Annotated in this window: 20 protein-coding genes; 4 read left to right on the forward strand and 16 right to left on the reverse strand. The window is 27.9% G+C overall.

Annotation, left to right across the window (positions count from 1 at the left end):
* Positions 1–45: 45 nt before the first annotated feature.
* From I1959_RS11450 to I1959_RS11465, 4 genes are all read right to left on the reverse strand, one after another.
* The gene (locus I1959_RS11450; protein WP_195238337.1) at positions 46–750 is read right to left on the reverse strand and encodes a GntR family transcriptional regulator; all 705 of its coding nucleotides are present in this window, start codon (positions 748–750) and stop codon (positions 46–48) included.
* Positions 751–1,005: 255 nt separating this feature from the next.
* Entirely contained in the window at positions 1,006–2,361 is a 1,356-nt protein-coding gene (gene rlmD, locus I1959_RS11455; protein WP_271893587.1) for a 23S rRNA (uracil(1939)-C(5))-methyltransferase RlmD, read from the reverse strand.
* A 22-nt stretch (positions 2,362–2,383) separates the two neighbouring features.
* Positions 2,384–3,106 carry a pseudouridine synthase gene (locus I1959_RS11460; protein ID WP_092923382.1) on the reverse strand — a complete coding sequence of 241 codons (723 nt, stop codon included), beginning with the start codon at positions 3,104–3,106 and terminating at the stop codon, positions 2,384–2,386.
* Positions 3,106–3,435, reverse strand: coding sequence for a DUF1904 domain-containing protein (locus I1959_RS11465; RefSeq protein WP_092923379.1), 330 nt, complete (start codon positions 3,433–3,435; stop codon positions 3,106–3,108). The genes I1959_RS11460 and I1959_RS11465 overlap by 1 nt, the downstream gene beginning before the upstream one ends.
* 174 nt (positions 3,436–3,609) lie before the next feature.
* On the opposite strand from I1959_RS11465, the gene fba reads away from it, so the two are divergent.
* Positions 3,610–4,473, forward strand: a complete 864-nt coding sequence (gene fba / locus I1959_RS11470; RefSeq protein WP_092923376.1) for a class II fructose-1,6-bisphosphate aldolase — start codon at positions 3,610–3,612, stop codon at positions 4,471–4,473.
* 89 nt (positions 4,474–4,562) lie between these two features.
* Here the strand turns inward: fba and I1959_RS11475 are convergent, their stop codons facing one another.
* The 7 genes from I1959_RS11475 to I1959_RS11505 all read right to left on the reverse strand — a co-directional run bounded on the left by I1959_RS11475 (position 4,563) and on the right by I1959_RS11505 (position 9,976).
* Positions 4,563–5,048, reverse strand: a complete 486-nt coding sequence (locus I1959_RS11475; protein WP_092923374.1) for a hypothetical protein — start codon at positions 5,046–5,048, stop codon at positions 4,563–4,565.
* Positions 5,049–5,079: 31 nt separating this feature from the next.
* Positions 5,080–5,643, reverse strand: coding sequence for a 5' nucleotidase, NT5C type (locus tag I1959_RS11480; RefSeq protein ID WP_092923372.1), 564 nt, complete (start codon positions 5,641–5,643; stop codon positions 5,080–5,082).
* Positions 5,644–5,755: 112 nt separating this feature from the next.
* The gene (locus I1959_RS11485) at positions 5,756–6,439 is read right to left on the reverse strand and encodes a hypothetical protein (RefSeq protein WP_243240039.1); all 684 of its coding nucleotides are present in this window, start codon (positions 6,437–6,439) and stop codon (positions 5,756–5,758) included.
* 212 nt (positions 6,440–6,651) lie between these two features.
* Positions 6,652–7,344: a metallophosphoesterase gene (locus I1959_RS11490; protein WP_092923369.1), complete on the reverse strand. Its 693-nt coding sequence runs from the start codon at positions 7,342–7,344 to the stop codon at positions 6,652–6,654.
* A 121-nt stretch (positions 7,345–7,465) separates the two neighbouring features.
* Positions 7,466–8,266 (reverse strand): GTP pyrophosphokinase, encoded by an 801-nt coding sequence (locus I1959_RS11495; protein ID WP_092923368.1) that lies wholly within the window; start codon positions 8,264–8,266, stop codon positions 7,466–7,468.
* 57 nt (positions 8,267–8,323) lie between these two features.
* Positions 8,324–9,235: an MBL fold metallo-hydrolase gene (locus I1959_RS11500; RefSeq protein ID WP_092923365.1), complete on the reverse strand. Its 912-nt coding sequence runs from the start codon at positions 9,233–9,235 to the stop codon at positions 8,324–8,326.
* A 12-nt stretch (positions 9,236–9,247) separates the two neighbouring features.
* Positions 9,248–9,976 carry a YkgJ family cysteine cluster protein gene (locus I1959_RS11505; RefSeq protein ID WP_092923362.1) on the reverse strand — a complete coding sequence of 243 codons (729 nt, stop codon included), beginning with the start codon at positions 9,974–9,976 and terminating at the stop codon, positions 9,248–9,250.
* A gap of 143 nt (positions 9,977–10,119) precedes the next feature.
* Here I1959_RS11505 and I1959_RS11510 point away from each other — a divergent pair, with 143 nt between their 5' ends.
* Together I1959_RS11510 and I1959_RS11515 are read left to right on the forward strand one after the other, a co-directional pair.
* Entirely contained in the window at positions 10,120–10,371 is a 252-nt protein-coding gene (locus I1959_RS11510; RefSeq protein WP_092923359.1) for a hypothetical protein, read from the forward strand.
* A gap of 214 nt (positions 10,372–10,585) precedes the next feature.
* Positions 10,586–10,921, forward strand: coding sequence for a hypothetical protein (locus tag I1959_RS11515; protein ID WP_092923356.1), 336 nt, complete (start codon positions 10,586–10,588; stop codon positions 10,919–10,921).
* Between the two features lie 74 nt (positions 10,922–10,995).
* On the opposite strand, the gene adhE is transcribed toward I1959_RS11515, so the two are convergent.
* Complete coding sequence (gene adhE, locus I1959_RS11520; protein ID WP_092923353.1) at positions 10,996–13,632, reverse strand: bifunctional acetaldehyde-CoA/alcohol dehydrogenase; 2,637 nt, start codon at positions 13,630–13,632, stop codon at positions 10,996–10,998.
* 589 nt (positions 13,633–14,221) lie between these two features.
* On the opposite strand from adhE, the gene I1959_RS11525 reads away from it, so the two are divergent.
* Complete coding sequence (locus I1959_RS11525) at positions 14,222–15,136, forward strand: manganese-dependent inorganic pyrophosphatase (RefSeq protein WP_195238339.1); 915 nt, start codon at positions 14,222–14,224, stop codon at positions 15,134–15,136.
* Positions 15,137–15,424: 288 nt separating this feature from the next.
* Here I1959_RS11525 and I1959_RS11530 read toward each other — a convergent pair whose 3' ends face one another.
* The 4 genes from I1959_RS11530 to I1959_RS11545 form a co-directional block, all read right to left on the reverse strand.
* Positions 15,425–15,949: a peptidylprolyl isomerase gene (locus tag I1959_RS11530; RefSeq protein ID WP_092923347.1), complete on the reverse strand. Its 525-nt coding sequence runs from the start codon at positions 15,947–15,949 to the stop codon at positions 15,425–15,427.
* 138 nt (positions 15,950–16,087) lie between these two features.
* Positions 16,088–16,681 (reverse strand): AAA family ATPase, encoded by a 594-nt coding sequence (locus I1959_RS11535; protein WP_092923344.1) that lies wholly within the window; start codon positions 16,679–16,681, stop codon positions 16,088–16,090.
* 147 nt (positions 16,682–16,828) lie between these two features.
* Positions 16,829–17,578 (reverse strand): patatin-like phospholipase family protein, encoded by a 750-nt coding sequence (locus I1959_RS11540; protein WP_195238341.1) that lies wholly within the window; start codon positions 17,576–17,578, stop codon positions 16,829–16,831.
* A gap of 16 nt (positions 17,579–17,594) precedes the next feature.
* The gene (locus tag I1959_RS11545) at positions 17,595–18,893 is read right to left on the reverse strand and encodes a M18 family aminopeptidase (RefSeq protein ID WP_166506042.1); all 1,299 of its coding nucleotides are present in this window, start codon (positions 18,891–18,893) and stop codon (positions 17,595–17,597) included.
* Between the last annotated feature and the right edge of the window lie 131 nt (positions 18,894–19,024).

Here is a 19,024-nt window from a genome sequence, read left to right on the forward strand (position 1 = left end):
AATGTATAGACATTTCAAGAAAACATTTTCACACTATATGTATTTTTATTTAGATATAGCGTTAACGGTTAAAGTATAACCATAATGGTATGTATGAGAGTATTCAAATGCTTCACCGTTATCAAGTCTGCAAACTTGCTTTATATATAATAACGGTTCTTTTCTATCCAATTTTAGATTTTCTTCTAACTCATCATTAGATATGACAGCCTCTACTTCTCTTTCTGATATAGCTATCTTACGTCCGCTAACTTCTTCAACATATTCATATAAAGAACCCTTGCAGTGAGTTTCATTTATATTTGGAAATAGTTTATCTGGCATATATGTAATCATATACGATAATCTCTTATCATTTGCTAGTCTAACTCTCTTTATCTCCCAAACATAATCACCTTCACTTATATTTAGCTTTTCAGAAATTTCATCATCTGATTCTATTTTTTCTAAACTAACTAATATACTTGATACTTTATATCCTTTGCTATTCATCTCTTTTGTAAAACCACTTATAGAAGATATATTGTCATATACCTTACTTCCTAAAACTATACTTCCTATACCCCTCCTCCTTGCTATATATCCATCTTTAACTAGATTATTAAGTGCTGATCTAACAGTCATTCTTGTTACATTAAATTCTTCGCATAATTGATGTTCTGATGGTATTAAATCTCCTTGATTTAATTTTCCTGAATTAATTAATTCTTTTACATAGTTCTCTATTATTTTATATATAGGTTGACCCATAACTTTCCTCCCTCGGCTTTAGACATGAACTTATTGCCTATTTAATTGTATATACATTTAATAATATATTAATTTGTAACTTTTATAAACTCTTTTGATATAATTTTTATAATAACACTCCTTTATTATATCTTTTATATAGTCTTTGGTTAATATTTCAAATCAAATTATTCAAAGTATACAAAGTTTTTAATTGCTTTACACTTAAAATAAGACCACCTAAATTTATAGGTAGTCTTATTGATATAATCTATATTAAGCTTTTTTTAACTTAACAACAGTTTCAACATGAGGTGTATTTGGGAACATATCCATACATTTAACTAATTCTACTTCGTATCCATAGTTTTTAAATTCAACTAAATCTAATACTAATGTCTTTGGATTACAAGATATATATATTATTTCCTTAGAATCAAATCCACATATATCTCTTATAGCATCTTTGTGTACACCTGGTCTTGGTGGGTCAACTATTATTAAATCTGGCTTTTCTTTTAATTTGTTTACTGTTTTAGCAACATCTCCTGCTATAAATTCACAGTTTGTTAAACCGTTTAATTTTGCATTTTGATTGGCAGCTGCTACAGCTTCTTCTATTATTTCTATACCATAAACTTTCTTAGCAGATCCTGCCATAACTTGTCCTATAGTACCAGTTCCACTGTATAAGTCAAATACTACCTTGTCACTGTGGTCTCCAACAAACTCTCTAGCTATAGAGTAAAGCTCTTCTGCTCCTTTAGTATTTGTTTGGAAGAATGAGAATGGAGATATTTTGAATTTTAACCCTAATATTTCTTCTTGTATATAATCTCTTCCATAAAGAACTCTTAATTCATCACAATTTACTGCATCTGCTAATCCATCATTTATAGTGTGTAGTATACTTACTAATTCTGCATCTAAACCTAAATTTAAAAGCATGTTTTTATACTCAGTCATATCAAAGTCTAGTTGAGAAGATGTAACTATGTTTACCATCATCTCTTTAGTATTTATACCTTTTCTAACTACAAGGTTTCTTAAGTATCCTTTGTGATTAAATGTTCTGTAATATGGTATTTGCTTTTCATTAAAGTAATCTACAGTAGCTTTTAATATATTTATGAAGTCTTGGTCTACTAAATAACATCCATCAACAGTTATTATATCTATATGCTTTCCTTTTTTGTGAAGACCTAAAGATAGTGGACCATCTTTAACCTCATCTCCAAAAGTATATTCCATTTTATTTCTGTACATTCTTTGCTCAGGACTTCCTTGTATTCCTAAGAATTTGAATCCAAATAACTCTTGTTGTAAGAATAAATCCATTACTTGTCTTTCTTTTATTTGAAGTTGTTTTTCATAAGGAACTGATAATATACTACATCCTCCACATTGATTGAAATGTTTGCATGGCTCTTCTGTTTCTAGCGGTGAGTTTTCTAGAAGTTCTAGCATTTTAACTTCAGCTTTTTTACTTCTAGCTTTTTGGACTACTGCTTTAACTTTTTGTCCAGTTATTCCGCCCTTCATATATATATCTTTTCCATCATATAAACTTACAGAAGTTCCACCGAACTCCATTTTATCTATTTCAAACTCTATTATGTCTCTTCTTTTCACTAAAACTACCTCCGCTCAATTGTTATCTTTCTTCTAATAATTTTATTTCATCTTCTGTTAATTCTCTATATTCTCCTAGCTCTAGATTTTTATCTAGCTCTAATTTTCCCATAGACAGTCTTTTTAAGTATACTACTTTTTTACCTACACTCTCAAACATTCTTTTAACTTGGTGGAATTTTCCTTCATGTATAGTAAGTTCTATTTCTGATATTTCATCACTCTTTAATATTTTAAGTTGTGACGGCATAGTTTCATATCCATCATCAAGCGTAACTCCTTTTGAGAAAGCAACTACATCCTCTTTTGTTACAATTCCTTCTATTTTAGCATAGTAAGTTTTTGGTACATGCTTTTTTGGTGATAATACCCTATGTGCAAGTTGTCCATCATTTGTTAATACCAATAGCCCTTCTGTATCTTTGTCTAACCTACCTACTGGAAATGGTTCAAAAACATAGTATGATGAATCTATTAAGTCTAATACTATTGGGTCATGCTTATCAAAAGTCGCCGATATATATCCATCTGGTTTATTTAACATTATGTACACAAATTCTCTATAGTTTACTTCTTCTCCATTAAAAAGTATTTTATCATTTTCTGGGTCAACTTGAATCCCTGGATTATTTATATTTTTTCCATTTACAGATATCATACCTTGCTTACAGTATTTTTTTATTTCCGCTCTACTACCATATCCTATATTAGAAAGTATTTTATCTATACGTAATTTTTTAGCCATTAAAAATGTTCTCCATTTTCATAGTATTTTTCCTTTTCAAAAACAGTAAATGCTAAATCCATACTTTCTACTTTTAATCCATCCCTTATACTATCTGTTATTATTTTAGCTACTGTGTCTTGGACTTCTTGTCCTCTATCAAACCAAGCTACTTCCACAAATGGATATACATCTGCTATTTTTCCGTCTCTTATTGCTACAGATTTTATACATTCTATTTCAAAATAATCTCTAGGACATTTTACTGCTTCCACTAATTTATCTATCATATTTTCACTTATTTTACATATATCATTTTCATTTATACCTCTTACTTTTATTTGTGGCATATATAATTCCTCTCTTTTCTTAAAATTTATTTAGTTATAGATATTATTATACTTTTAATTACTAGTTATTACAATTTACTATGTACTTTTTTTGTATTAGGGTTATAATATTAATTGATGGGTAAATTTTATATTTGATTATTTTTAATAATTAATTGTATGGAGGGTTTATATATGTTAGTTTCAGCTAAAGACATGTTACAAAAAGCTAGAGAAGGAAAATACGCAGTAGGTCAATTCAACATAAATAACTTAGAATGGACTAAGGCAATATTATTAACTGCTCAGGAAAACAATTCTCCAGTTATATTAGGAGTATCTGAAGGTGCTGCTAAATATATGTGTGGTTTTAAAACTATAGTCAATATGGTTGAAGGAATGATGGAAGAATTAAACATAACTGTTCCAGTTGCTGTTCATTTAGACCACGGAAGCTACGATGGAGCTAAAAAAGCTATGGAAGCTGGTTTCTCTTCAATAATGTTTGATGGTTCTCACTATCCAATCGAAGAAAATATAGCTAAAACTAAAGAAATGGTTGAATTAGCTCATGCTAAAGGTCTTTCTTTAGAAGCAGAAGTTGGTTCTATAGGTGGAGAAGAAGACGGTGTTGTTGGTGCTGGTGAAGTTGCAGATCCAGCTGAATGTAAATTAATAGCAGATTTAGGAATAGATATGCTAGCTGCTGGTATAGGTAATATACATGGTAAATATCCAGAAAATTGGGCTGGATTAAACTTTGATGCTTTAGCTGCTATAAATAATGCTACAGGAAACATGCCATTAGTATTACACGGAGGAACTGGTATACCTGCTGAAATGATACAAAAAGCTATATCATTAGGTGTTTCTAAAATAAACGTTAATACTGAGTGTCAATTAGCATTTGCTGATGCTACTCGTAAGTATATAGAAGCTGGTAAAGACTTAGAAGGTAAAGGATTTGACCCTCGTAAGCTTTTAGCTCCAGGGTTTGAATCTATAAAAACTACTGTTAAAGAAAAAATGGAATTATTCGGATCAATAAATAAAGCTTAATTCCTTTTAAAAATTAAATGAAAAGAGCATCTTTGTATACAGATGCTCTTTTTTATTTCTATATTAATCTTTTATATTATTTATAATCCTTAGCTATAGAATTTTGATGCTCCTACTAACTGTCTTTTTCCTACTATTTTAGATAGGTTAGCTAATGATGCTATTTTTATATCCTTGAAGCTAACTAAAAATACAAATTTAAAATCTGTAAAAGATTCATCTATATTATAAATATCAAAGAAACATCTTACATTATCAAATAAATATTTATCCTGAAGTTCTTCTTCAATTTCATCTGTAGCATCTTTTAAATATGCTCTTACATCTTCAAATAATACTTGGAAATAGCTTTCGTCTAAGTCTTCTCCTATTTCATCTAGTACATCTTCTATATCTTGCATATTAAATACATCTTGAGACAGTTTGCAGTCAAATGCCATTATACCATCTTGATTAATTGTATTTGATATATCTCTTGTATATTCTATATCTGGTCTTATTTTGATGATTTCTTTAACATCATTGCTATTTATGCTTATATTGCCTTTTCGATTTTCTACTTTTAATTCGACCATAAGACCACCTCCCCCTATAGTATTGCTATGTTTACTTGTACAATTCTATGAATTTATCTATATCTTTCCAAGTGTCTACTCTTGTTATATTATCATGTTCTACACCTTGATTATAGTTGGTATTTATTAGTAGTATTTTCATACCTTCACTTGCAAGTTGCATTGCATTTGATGGATTGTCTTCTATAAATATATTGCATTCTAATTCTTTAGCTTTAGCTATTTTATCGTGACTACCTAATAAGTGAACATCTATATCAGAAAATCCTTTATCGTTTAACCATCTTGTAGTTATCTCTGTAAGACTTTTATCTCTTGCCGTTACAAAATATAAGTTGTGGCTATTAGCTAACCACTTTTCTATAACGTCCTTAGCATATTCTACTATTTCTGCTTCTTCATAAGAATGCATACAGCTACTATGGAATTTATTTAATATTTCATCCATGGTATCACCATATAATTGTTCCCAGTTATAAGTTACACATTCTTCTTCTTTTATATTTTTATTATATATCTCATTTAAGTACGGAATAAAATGATATGGACTTGTTATAGTTCCATCTATATCTATACATATATTTAATCTTCCCATACATACCTCCCTGATTAACGTTATAATCGAAAATTATATCATATGTTATATTATAAATCAAAATTTATGCATTATAGTATATTTAAAGCTTATCATAAAAGATAAGCTTTTGTTATTTTATATTTAGACTTAGCTTATCTATTCTATCCTTAAAATTTGCTATGTGCTCATCAGATAAGCTTAAATACTCTGTTATTTTTCCAATATATTTTGGATTCTTACTTTCTACTAAGTTTATAGACTCGTTCATAGCCTTTTCTCTTAGCTCATAAGCCTTTTTAACATCATCTCTTGCATTGCTTAGTATTGTAGTATATTGTTCATCTGAAAGACTAGGTATATCCATACTTTCATAAAGTTCTATAACTTCTTTACATTTTTTGCTGGCATATTTTAAGTCATTTTCTATAGTCGGTAATTTTTTTATACTCTCAGATATATTTTTTGTATAAGGAATACAATCCCTCATAGGAATTAATGCTTTTCTTTCTATATTGTAAATTTCTTTTTTGAAATCACTAATTATTTCTTTATCAGTTTTTTTAATAACTTCTACTTCTTTATCCTGATTTAATTCTACTTCTTTTGATTCTAGTGCTACTTCATTTGATTTATCTCCTTTACTTTCATACACTTCACTGTCTTGCTTATCTACTTTATAAATTTCATCAATATTCTCTTCTTTGCCTACATTATCCTTATATTCGTATGGCTCATCATTAACATAACTGTAATAATATATAGCTTCTCTGATTTTATTTAATCCACTCATATAAAGATTTGTTGCTACTATCATTGTAACTAATACAACATAAATACTACTATATATGTACGATCTTCTCAAATTTTTATAATTTCTAAATAATATTATCAAGGGGATAAGATACAAAAATAAGAATACTAATATCCATCTCATCATTAACATCTCCTTCTTTTGTATATTTAAACAAAAATCCCCCAATTTTCATATTTTAACCATATATAATAGTATTTACAATTTTAAGATTATTAATCTAATATTTTTATTAATTTAAAATCAGTGTAATCACAAGATGCTAATATATATTCAATTCCATTTCTTACACCTCTTAATCCCATTTTAAATGATTCTTTTCCGTGCAAGTGTCCATATATAACTTTTTCAACTTTATATTCTTCATATAATTTAGTGAATAACGATTCTTCAAGTTTATCATTAGTAGGAGGATAGTGAGTGATAACTATAAATTTAGTATGTCCTTTCTTCTTAGCAGCTTCTAAAGATATTCTTATCCTATTTTCTTCTCTCTTATATATTTTAGCGTCATTTTCATCAAACTTAAAATCATTCGGACATATCCATCCTCTTCCTCCACAAATAGCATAATCTTTGTATTCATAGAAATTAGTTTGTAAAAAGTTCATATTATCATACTGCTTATTTAATGCTGTTACAGTAGTCCACCAATAATCATGATTGCCTTTTATAAATATCTTTTTCCCCGGCAAATTATCTATTATATCTAAATCACTTCTTGCTTCGTCTAGATTTATTCCCCAAGAAGTATCTCCTAATACTAATACTAAATCTTCATCACTTACTTTCTCTTTCCAGTCTTCTATTAACTTTTCCTCATGACCTATCCAATTCTTTCCAAAAACATCCATAGGCTTATTTACTGATGTTGAAAAGTGTAAATCTCCTATTGCATATAAGTTCATGTCTTTTTTCCTTTCTTATGTAACTTTTCTTATATATTCTATATTAATACCTATAGTTTAAATTTAAATTCAATTACTATACTATTATATAAAGAAAGTTATCCATGAATATGGATAACCTCTATCTAACTTTATTATTGTTATTGTAAAATTCTAATAAATTATCTACCTCACTTTGAAGATGTAATATTTCTTCTATATCTTGTTCATTATCTATTTTATCTAGCCTTCTTTGATATATAAGCGCTTTATGTGTTTCTCCTAGATTATATAATTCTTGAATCTTACTAAGTACATCTCTTACTGTAACTGATTTTACCTGGCACATAACTTGAGCTTTCATTATATCTTCTCTTATCTCGCTCATTTCTTGATCTAATAGGAATGCTGCATCAGATGCTCTTCTTAATCTAACTGCTAATTCCTCTGGTATGTAATGTTCATATTTATATTTTAAAGAATGTTCTATAGTTGCCCAAAAGTTCATAGCTAAAGTTCTTATTTGGATTTCACACAATATTTCTTTTGAACCTGCTATCGTATTTATAGGATATTTTATTATAACATGATAACTTCTGTATCCACTATCCTTAAAGTTTTTTATATAATCTTTTGCATATACTATACTCATATCACATCTATTTTGTATAAGTTCAACTACTGTATATATATCTTCTACAAACTTACACATTATTCTTATACCTGCAATATCTTCCATCTCACCCTCTATATCTTCAATTCCTAGGCGCTTTGATTTAGATATTATAGAAGCTATTTTTTTAGTCCTTCCTGTTACAAACTCTATAGGACAGTATTCTCCTTTTGCTAAGAATTCTTTTCTTATATTCTTAAACTTAACTTTTAATTCTTCTACTGCATGGTCATAAGGTGTTAGTATTTCATCCCATTTTTCAAATTCCATCGTACTCACCCTTTATCTTATTTTGAGTCTTTTTTAACATATCTATTTTAGCATAATTTATTTTTTTTTGGTACAATAAAGCAATTCTCCATCATTTAATATATAGTCTATTTCATCTAAATCAGCTAAATAGCTTATCATCGAAACTAAAGATGACTTAAAAAAATGATATTCTTTATAATTGCACTTTAAATTATTATCTATTATAATTTTTTTTAATAATTCTTCTAACGTTATTGGTACATTTAAATCTTCTCTTACTTTATTTAAGTACTTATCAATAGCATTTAAATGCATTTCTGTTATAAACTTAGAATCTTTTTTACTTATTACTTCTTTACTATGCCCTAAGACTAAATAATCAAAATCTATTTCTTTTAATTTCATTATTGAGTCTATTTCTTTCTTTATATCATACAAAAATAAGAAATCATACTTTTTAAGCATATCTAAGCCTATTAGAAGGTCTCCAGTAAATAAAACTTTATCTTTAGTTAATATTCCTATGCTTCCTTCAGTATGTCCCTTTAAATCTATTATTTCAAATTCTTCATTATTTAATAACAGACTTCCTTCTTTTGCTATTTTATCTACTTTTATTTCATCTAATGATTTATTTTTTAATTTATCCACAAAAAATCTATTATATTTACCACCCATTATATATTTGCCAAATAGATAAGGCTTTTCTATATATAATTTAGCTTCATCTGATGATAATATACAAATATCATTATAATACTCTTTAAATTGGTTACACGCTCCATAATGATCATCATGTTCATGTGTATTTATTATAAAATTTACCTTGATATTTTTTTCTTCTAACATATTTATAATTCTCTTAGGTCTTGAACCAGCTAACCCAGGATCTATTATCAAAGCTTTATTATCATCAAAAATATAAACACCAGTGTTAGTTCCACCCTTTATATAAAATGTGTTTCCTTTTATTTTTTTAAGCTCCATTTAATCACCTAATTATAATAGTATCTTTTTTAATCTTTTTAATGCTATCTCTCTTACCTCTTCATCTTTTGATAATCTTATTTTTATATTGTAAGCAGTATCATCTTTTAATAAAGCTTCTATAAAATATTCAACTATACCTCTATCTTTAAAATCTATATCTATAATACCTTTAGAATATAACTTAGAATCTAGTATCATTAGCTCATCTGCAAAACTTAATCTAGTCGATTTATCTAAATATCCATTTTGGGGTTTAAAATCCTCACAGTATTTTATTTTGTAATTAACAACTTTTTCACTTATATCAAATCCATACTTTGATTTCATAAGATCACTATATTCTCTATTCCTTTTAGTTATATTTGATAAATTTTTATTATAATCCTCTTTTTTCCAATGACCAAAAATTCTACAATTTAGTGGCCTCACTTCATATATTAAACATCTGTTATTTTCATCTTTAAATGGACACGCACTCTTTTTAGTAAATTCTAAAAAATAGTAGTCTATAATTTTACTTAAACTTGTCTTTCTTAATTCATCTTTGTCTAATAAGTAGCTATATATATTAATAAATTCAATTAAATTTATACCTACTGATTCCATACAACAATTACCACAGCCAGTACAATCTCCACTTGGTAGTGATTTGTAAGTATCATTTAACTTATCAAACAGCTCATTTTCCTTACAATAATTTATACAATTTAAAATATCATTTCTATTTATACTAGCCATTATTATTACTCCTTGTTATAATTATTAGGTTAATACAAAAACTTATTATATCACACTTTTTATTAGTGTGATACGAATTAGTTAAGTGAAGAAAAATATTTACTTAAGAAATAAATATTCAATTTAACATACAGGAGGTAATCATGACTAGATATACAAAAATAATAAACATGATGGATAGTTATTATACAAAGGATTATGAAAAACAAAAGAAAAATATAACTAAAGTTAGGGAAGTTAGAGAAGAAACAGTTAGAAAGTTCTTCTTACAAGGTGACTGTGAAGTTCTAGTTGTGCTAGAAGAAAGTGGTAGAGAAATTCTTATAGATGATTTTTCATCTGATGACGATATAAGAAAATACCTTGGACCTAAGTTTATAAACAAGAAGAGATAGATTTAAAAATATTTTATAAATTTATGTATAGATTAAAGTTATCTGTCCATAATAGTAATATAAAATTAAATATTTAACTCAATCTCCCCCAAATTAAGTCTTCGTTCCCCCAACGAAGGCTTTTTATTTTTCAAAACATTTTACAAATGTATAGTTAGCTATCATTCTATAATGTATAATATATAAAAAAACTTTCGGTAGAAGAGGTTGTAAAATGGTAACTTTCGGTAAATTAAACTTAGATACAGACTTTGAATACAGAGTCATAAGGGAAGAAGAAAATGATTTAGACTTATTTATAGACTTAAACTATCGCAGCTTAGATATTAAACTAGAAGATTCAAATTTCTTTAATTCAAGAGTACAGTTTCCATTTGTTAGGTCTATTATATTAAGATTAAACAAAGAGAGCGATATTATTACTATGCATTTAATGAGAGACATTGATTTATTCTCTGCTTTTGCCAATTTTGAAATTAATATCTCTAATTCTATAATAAGCATAAAAAATGAATATGAAAAAGTTGTTATGTACAAGTCTATAAAATAAAGAGGGAGCCTTAATAAGGCCCCTCTTTATTTTATATTTTAATGTTCAATATACTTTCTTAATTTTTGAACTATTTACTTAGTTTTCTTATCTCCATATATTGTCTTATATATTTCTACTAACTCTGATACTAATGGTTGTCTTGGGTTAGCTGGAGTACATTGGTCATCAAAAGCATCTAATGCTAACTTTTCTATAGCTCCCATATATATTTTTTCTTCTATACCACATTCTCTTATAGTCATTGGCATATTTAATTCTCTCATTAAGTTTCTTATAGCTTCTACTAAGCTCTTAACTCCTTCTTCTGTAGTGTTAGCTTTTAATCCTAACATCTTAGCTATCTCAGCATATTTCTTATCTGCTACAAAAGATTTGTATCTTGGGAATGCAGCAAACTTAGTTGGCATAGATGCATTGTACTCTATTACGTATGGTAATAATATAGCATTTGCTCTACCATGAGGTATATGGAATTCTGATCCTAACTTATGAGCTAATGAATGGTTAATTCCTAAGAATGCATTGGCAAATGCCATCCCTGCCATACAAGATGCATTGTGCATTTTTTCTCTAGCTTCTTTACCTTCTTGAGTATTTGCTCCTTTATATGATTTTGGTAGATATTCAAATACCATTTGTATAGCTTTCATAGCTAAAGCATCTGTATAATCAGTTGCCATTACAGAAACATAAGCTTCTATAGCATGAGTTAATACGTCTAATCCTGTATCTGCAGTAACAGCTGCTGGCACAGACATTACAAATGTAGGATCTATTATAGCTACATCTGGAGTTAACTCATAGTCAGCTAAAGGATATTTAATATTATTAACTTTATCAGTTATAACTGCGAAAGAAGTAACTTCTGAACCAGTTCCTGAAGTAGTTGGTATAGCCACCATCTTAGCTTGTCTTCCTAATTTAGGGAATTTATATATTCTCTTTCTTATATCCATAAACTTAAGTCTTAAATCTTCAAAGTCTGCTTCCGGATTTTCGTAGAATAACCACATACCTTTAGCAGCATCCATTGCAGATCCTCCACCTAAAGCTATTATAGTATCTGGCTTGAACTTTCTCATAGCATCAGCACCATTTAACACTGTATCAACAGATGGATCTGGCTCTACATCAGCAAATACTTCTATCATAACTGGGTTTCTTCTTTTTCTTAAATGATATTGTAATTTTTCAACATATCCTAATTGAACCATCATTCTATCAGTAACTATCATTACTCTCTCAACTTGTGGTAGTTTTTCTAAGTATTGTATAGATCCAACTTCATGATATATTCTTTCAGGTACTTTAAACCATTGCATATTTACTCTTCTCTTAGTAACTTTCTTAAGGTTTATTAAATTTACCGCTGATACATTATCTGTAGTTGAGTTATTACCCATAGATCCACATCCTAGTGTTAATGATGGTGTATTCACGTTATATACATCTCCTATTGCTCCGAAAGTAGATGGCGCATTTACTAATAATCTTCCTGTTCTTACTTTCTCGCTAAATTTTAGTATTATGTCATCATTTTCTGAATGTATAACCGCTGAGTGACCTAATCCACCAAATTCAGTCATTTCTACACATCTTTGTATTCCTTCTTCAGCATTTTTAACTTTTAAGCAAGCAAGTACAGGACTTAACTTTTCTTTTGATAATGGGTAATCCATACCTACACCTTCTATTTCAGCTACTAACATTTTAGCATCTTTAGGTACTTCAAATCCTGCCATTTGAGCTATCTTATAAGGACTTTGCCCAACTATATTAGGATTTAATGTTTTAGTTTCTGGATTTATAACTGTTTTTTCTAATAATTCTCTTTCTTTTTTGTTTACAAAGTAGCAATTGTATCCCTTCATTATATCTACTACTTCATTGTATATTGGCTCTTCTATTATAACTGCTTGCTCTGAAGCACATATCATTCCATTGTCAAATGTTTTTGATAATATTAAATCGTTAACGGCTTGTTTTATATCTGCTGATTTTTCTATAAAACAAGGTACGTTTCCTGCCCCAACCCCTAAGGCTGGTTTACCTGAAGAGTAAGCTGCCTTAACCATTCCAGGTCCACCAGTAGCTAATATTAATGCTACTTTGTTATTTTTCATTAAAGCACTTGATGCTTCTAATGATGGTTCTTCTATCCATTGTATACAATTTTCTGGAGCTCCAGCTTCTATAGCTGCATCTCTTAAAATTCTAGCAGCTTCTGCTGAACATTTTTGAGCTGATGGATGGAAGCTAAATATTATTGGATTTCTTCCTTTTATAGCTATTAATGATTTGAACATTGTTGTTGAAGTTGGATTAGTAACAGGTGTAACACCTGCTATAACTCCTATTGGTTCTGCAACCATCATGTAGTTTTCTTCATCATTTTCTTCTACTACACCAACAGTTTTTGTATATTTTATACTATTATAAACATATTCTGTAGCGAATATATTTTTAGTTACTTTATCTTCAAATATTCCTCTTTCAGTTTCTTCTACTGCCATTTGTGCAAGTTCTATATGCTTATCAAGACCAGCCTTAGCCATAGCTTTTACTATCTTATCTACTGCTTCTTGGTCTAATTTTAACATTTCCTCTTTAGCTTTATTTCCTTTTGTTACTAAATCGTTTATCATACTTTCTACAGTTAGTTCTTGCTTTTCTTTTACATTTTTAACTTTTTTTAAATCTTTAGTCATTATGCTTTCCTCCCAGGCAATTTATATAAAACTGTGTTAGTTATTTAACAAACTATCTATGTTTAGATAATACATCACATAAATAAAACTGTCAATATTTTTTGTTAAATTTTTATCTTATTTGTTTTATGAAATCGTTTTTATAGTTTGTTTTAATTTTCTGCATCTTTGTTTATAAGTTAAAATTTATTTTAAAATCTTACTTTAAGTATTTAAAATTCATTTAATTCTAATAGTTAATTTTTAATCAAACTATTTATTTTTGTATTTTTACATTAGATTGAATATTATAGTAATTTTTAATTTACTTATTTTAATAATATTTCAATATACTATATATTTTCACAGGAATACCCTATTTGTTATCGCTATTACTAAAATTGGCAATAATATAATATACTTTTTTAAATTTTTTATTTTTTAAACAATTTTTTTAGTTATTTTGATATAATATCTTTGTTATTAACAAATATATTTATAATACATATTAAATATTGGTACTATTAATTATAGATATAGTGTTTTATTCTCTTATATAGAGGTTTATTTTTAAAATTAATACATAATTTTGTGAAAGGAGTTTTTTTGTATGACATTACTAGTTTTCGGGCATAAAAATCCAGATACAGATTCTATATGCTCTTCAATTTCATTAGCTTACCTAAAAAATCAATTAGGTGAAGAAGCTACTGCTTATGCTTTAGGGGAGGTAAGAAAAGAAGCTCAATACGCTTTAAATCACTTCAATGTTGAAGCTCCTCAAATATTAAATATAGATGATTTAACTAATAAAAATGTAGTTTTAGTTGATCACAATGAATACGCTCAAAGTGCAGATGCTATAGAAAATGCTAATATAGTAGAAATAATTGACCATCATAAAATAGGTGGTATAACTACAGATGTACCTATATCATTTAGAGTAATGCCTGTTGGATGTACTTGTACTATAATTTACAACATGTTTAAAGAAAATAATGTTGAGGTTCCAAAACATATAGCTGGACTTTTATTATCTGCTATATTATCAGATACATTATTATTTAAATCTCCAACTACTACAGAAAAAGATAAGTTAGCTTGTGAGGAATTAAGTAAAATAGCTGATGTTGATATGGAAAGCTATGCTATGGATATGTTTAAAGCTGGTACTTCACTAGATGAATACAGCATAGAAGAAATAGTTAATATGGACTTTAAAGAATTTGATATGAGTGGAAAAAGAGTTGGTATAGGTCAAGTATTCACTTTAGATATAGATTCTATATTTGATAAAAAAGATGAATTTTTATCTTATATAAACTCTACTGATTACGATATGTTAGTTCTTGCTATAACTGACATAATAAAAGAAGGTTCTTACCTAATATACAAAGCTGAAGATAAAGTAATATCTGAAGCATTTAATGTTGAAGCTCATCAAGGAGTATTTGCTGAGGGTGTAGTTTCTAGAAAGAAACAATTAGTTCCAAATTTAACTTCTGCTATTAAGAATAATTTATAATAATAAATAAAAAGTATTTATAATGATTTTATAATCTTTTATAAATACTTTTTTGTTTACTATAATATATTTAATATATAGAAAAAGGAGCTATCTTTAATATAGATTAGCTCCTTTTTCATATGTTATAAATTTAAATCGTCTACTTATAAATAATGTAGATTAATAAAATGGTTTAATTTCTGTATTTTGTGTGTTTTGTGTGTTTCGGTTAGGATTAAACCTTATAATATTTTAAAATAATTTAGTTAGATTGTAAATAGTTATTTTTTACCTTTTAGAAACTAACTAGCATTTTTCAACATCTGAATAATCTTTTCCAAATGTCTCCACTGTTACAGACTTCATAATTTGAGGAGTCTTAGGCTTGTCAGCTCTATCTGTCGCAGTTGTAGCTATTTCATTAACAACGTCCATTCCTTCTATTACTCTACCAAATGCAGCATATTGTCCATCTAAATGTGGAGAATTTTTATGCATTATGAAAAATTGTGATCCAGCTGAGTTTGGAGCCATAGTTCTAGCCATAGATAATACTCCAGCTTCATGCTTTAAGTTATTAGTGAATCCATTTCCTCTGAATTCTCCCTTTATAGAATATCCTGGTCCACCCATTCCATTTCCATTAGGGCATCCACCTTGTATCATAAATCCTTCTATTACTCTGTGGAACCCTACTCCGTTGTAGAATCCTTGGTTTACTAGTGTTACAAAGTTTTTAACTGTGTTAGGAGCTATATTGGGATATAATTCAGCTACTATTTTCTTTCCATTTTCCATTTCTATAGTTACTATTGGGTTTTTAGTTTCCATTTTTTTAATTCCTTTCTTCTTATCTTTATGTATTTTCTATTTATTATTATATACTAACTTTGAAATAATTCTCTACATATTTGAATTATAAAGTAATTATTTTTGTATAAGTAAAATAAGCTACTATATAATAGTAGCTTATTTTTCTTCTCCATCTAATTGTGGAGTATCTTGATATTTTATATCTAATAACTCTAATATTTGCTTAGCTCTTTCTTTTGTAGAGCCTTTAACTTCTACAAAGTTTACATTCTCAGCTTTTAAGAAACTTAATATAGCTTCATCTATTTTAAGAGCGATTTCTTCATCTTGCCATCTTACACCATCTTGCACATATCCAAACTCTCGTGGCACATATATTATAGTGTCATAGTTTTGTATATCTTCTATTGCTAGACAGTATAAATCTTTAAGTATTTGTATTTCTTTTTTACTTCTTTCCTTATTTCCTAACATAAATCTTCCATATATGTAAGGTACGAAAGTAGCATAGTCTGTTAGAGCATAATCAAATGTTGATAACTCATCTTCTATTCTCTTTTGCCCTAAGTATATTCCGTATTGTTCAGATATAGTCTCTATCATACCCTTATCTTTTAAATAATCAGTTGAGTATTCTAAAGCATATCCTACATTTAATCCTGCTATTTTCATTTCAACGTATAGGTGTTGTATTAGTGTAGTTTTACCACATCTAGGCCCACCTAAAACTGCTATTCTCTTAGTTGCCATTATTTATATCAACTCCATAATTTATATTCTTTTTAAGGAACTTTTATATTATACTAATATTTAGCAGTTTATTCAATGTTTTTGATACAATTCTATATATTTACATAGAAATGTTCATATTTTAATATTTACTCTAAAAAAACTATTCTATATGCACATAGAAAAATTCTTTCCTATTTCATATCCTTCATTGTATATTTTTTTACAAAATTCTTTTTCAAATCTTAATGTAGCATTTTTTTCAAAAGGTTTTTTAGGCTTTATTATAAAAATATTGTCTTTACCAAATTTATCGCTTATTTCTGCAGGTAGTTCATATTCTGTATGTGTATCTATTATTATTATTTTATCTAAGTCTTGTTCTACTAATGGCTGTATTAATGTATTATTAACTAATCCTCCATCAAGATTAAATCCATCATATAGCCCTTCACTTACATCTTTCATAAACTGCTGTCCTAGCGGTAAAGTTGCTTTTGGGTTACATGGTAATAAAGAACTATACTTAATACTTTCTAAAGCTTTAGACTTATCTACATCTTTTATATTCATTACCTTTTCATTTAGATTTTTATTTTTTATTTCTATATAATTAACATAAAAGTCTATTTCCGCTTCTTTACTTACTTCTAAAGTTTTTAATCCTTCTATCACATAAGAATTATCCACAGTATTATCTATTATTTTGATATCGTTTGCAGGATCTATTTCTATATTTGTCCACATATCCTCTAACTTTTCAACATTTCCTGTGAATATATAATATCCATTAATTGCTCCTATAGATGTTCCCGATATTGCACTAAAATCTAACCCTCTGTCATAAAGAGCCTTTATAACTCCTGCTTGATAAGCTCCTTTAGCTCCTCCTCCAGAAAGGCATAATCCTATTTTCATCTGTCTCATCTCCTATTTATATTTCATAAAATTTATTAAATGTCTTATATATACTATAATGATCTTTTACACTTCCTAATTCTCTTATAGAGTGCATTGCAAGTATTGGTGAACCTACATCAACAGATGGTATATCTATATGTGTTGATGAAATTGGCCCTATAGTACTTCCTCCTCTTTCATCTGATCTATTTACAAATTCTTGATACTTAACGTTAGCTTCTTTGCATATAGCTTTGTATATAGATATTGAGCTGGCATCACTTGTATATGCTTGATTTGCATTTATCTTTATAACTGGTCCTTTACCCATTACTGGTTTGTTTGTTGGGTCATGCTTTTCTCCTAAGTTTGGATGCACTGCATGTGCTAAATCAGCTGATATAATAAATGAAGAATATAATGCTGTAAAGAATTCTTCTCTTGATTTACCTAAAGATATACATATTCTTTCTAGTATGTTTAATAACATATTAGAATCTGCACCTTGTTTAGTAGAACTTCCTACTTCTTCATTATCAAATACAGCTACTAAATTTACACCATTTTTACCATTAGCATTTATAAGTGCATGTAAACTAGCATGTGCCATTGATAAATTATCTAATCTGCTTGTTGATATAAACTCCTCATTAGGACCCATTAAAGAACCTTTTTCATATTCATATAAGAATAAATCAAAGTCTAATATTTCTTCCTTATTTATACCTAGTGACTTACTTATTTCATTTATTAAGAAGTTATCTTTTTCTAAACTTTCGTTTATAAGACCTACTAAAGGTAACATATCCTTTTGTTTATTTAGTGCATATCCATCATTTACTCCTCTATTTAAATGAATAGCTATATTTGGTATGATACATATTGGTTTATTTATATTTACCATTTTTTCTACTGGATTTAATATACTTTCTCCCTTTAATACAACCCTTCCAGCTATGGCTAAAGGTCTATCTAACCAAGTATTTAATATTGGTCCACCATAGCATTCAGTATTTAATTTTAAGTATGTACCTTCAGAACACATTTCAGCATTTGGCTTTATTCTAAATGTAGGTGAGTCAGTATGAGAACCTACTATTCTAAATCCTTCTTTTTCTATGTTATTAGAGTTAACCTCAAAGGCTATTATAGCAGAAGAATTCTTTGTTACATAATACTTCCCATTTACTTCTATGTTCCATATATCATCTAATTTTAATTCTTTAAAGTTATTATCCTCTAAAAGCTTTATAGATGTTTCTACTGCTTGAAATGATGTTGGACTTTTATAAATAAAATCTATTAAATCTTTAGCAAATCTCTTTTGTTCCATTTTGTAGCCTCCCTAGTAAATGTAAATTAATGTATTTCTACATTATAAATATATTATAATACTAATTTTCCCAATCTTAAACAGAGTATTTTAATCTTTAAAATAAAGATTTACTATATTTATATTTGTCA

Origin of the sequence: Romboutsia sp. 1001285H_161024_C4 (assembly GCF_015550185.1) — a bacterium.
Lineage (GTDB): Bacteria > Bacillota > Clostridia > Peptostreptococcales > Peptostreptococcaceae > Romboutsia_C > Romboutsia_C hominis.

What these genes read in the sequence shown, in the direction of transcription:
- I1959_RS11475 (WP_092923374.1), bottom strand. Translation starts at nt 5,048, where the DNA reads ATGGTCGAATTAAAAGTAGAAAATCGAAAAGGCAATATAAGCATAAAT.
- I1959_RS11515 (WP_092923356.1), top strand. Translation starts at nt 10,586, where the DNA reads ATGGTAACTTTCGGTAAATTAAACTTAGATACAGACTTTGAATACAGA.
- I1959_RS11505 (WP_092923362.1), bottom strand. Translation starts at nt 9,976, where the DNA reads ATGGCTAGTATAAATAGAAATGATATTTTAAATTGTATAAATTATTGT.
- I1959_RS11510 (WP_092923359.1), top strand. Translation starts at nt 10,120, where the DNA reads ATGACTAGATATACAAAAATAATAAACATGATGGATAGTTATTATACA.
- fba (WP_092923376.1), top strand. Translation starts at nt 3,610, where the DNA reads ATGTTAGTTTCAGCTAAAGACATGTTACAAAAAGCTAGAGAAGGAAAA.
- I1959_RS11530 (WP_092923347.1), bottom strand. Translation starts at nt 15,949, where the DNA reads ATGGAAACTAAAAACCCAATAGTAACTATAGAAATGGAAAATGGAAAG.
- I1959_RS11525 (WP_195238339.1), top strand. Translation starts at nt 14,222, where the DNA reads ATGACATTACTAGTTTTCGGGCATAAAAATCCAGATACAGATTCTATA.
- I1959_RS11500 (WP_092923365.1), bottom strand. Translation starts at nt 9,235, where the DNA reads ATGGAGCTTAAAAAAATAAAAGGAAACACATTTTATATAAAGGGTGGA.
- I1959_RS11540 (WP_195238341.1), bottom strand. Translation starts at nt 17,578, where the DNA reads ATGAAAATAGGATTATGCCTTTCTGGAGGAGGAGCTAAAGGAGCTTAT.
- I1959_RS11490 (WP_092923369.1), bottom strand. Translation starts at nt 7,344, where the DNA reads ATGAACTTATATGCAATAGGAGATTTACACTTTTCAACATCAGTAAAT.
- I1959_RS11545 (WP_166506042.1), bottom strand. Translation starts at nt 18,893, where the DNA reads ATGGAACAAAAGAGATTTGCTAAAGATTTAATAGATTTTATTTATAAA.
- adhE (WP_092923353.1), bottom strand. Translation starts at nt 13,632, where the DNA reads ATGACTAAAGATTTAAAAAAAGTTAAAAATGTAAAAGAAAAGCAAGAA.
- I1959_RS11495 (WP_092923368.1), bottom strand. Translation starts at nt 8,266, where the DNA reads ATGGAATTTGAAAAATGGGATGAAATACTAACACCTTATGACCATGCA.
- I1959_RS11460 (WP_092923382.1), bottom strand. Translation starts at nt 3,106, where the DNA reads ATGGCTAAAAAATTACGTATAGATAAAATACTTTCTAATATAGGATAT.
- I1959_RS11465 (WP_092923379.1), bottom strand. Translation starts at nt 3,435, where the DNA reads ATGCCACAAATAAAAGTAAGAGGTATAAATGAAAATGATATATGTAAA.
- I1959_RS11485 (WP_243240039.1), bottom strand. Translation starts at nt 6,439, where the DNA reads ATGATAGTAGCAACAAATCTTTATATGAGTGGATTAAATAAAATCAGA.
- I1959_RS11480 (WP_092923372.1), bottom strand. Translation starts at nt 5,643, where the DNA reads ATGGGAAGATTAAATATATGTATAGATATAGATGGAACTATAACAAGT.
- I1959_RS11535 (WP_092923344.1), bottom strand. Translation starts at nt 16,681, where the DNA reads ATGGCAACTAAGAGAATAGCAGTTTTAGGTGGGCCTAGATGTGGTAAA.
- I1959_RS11450 (WP_195238337.1), bottom strand. Translation starts at nt 750, where the DNA reads ATGGGTCAACCTATATATAAAATAATAGAGAACTATGTAAAAGAATTA.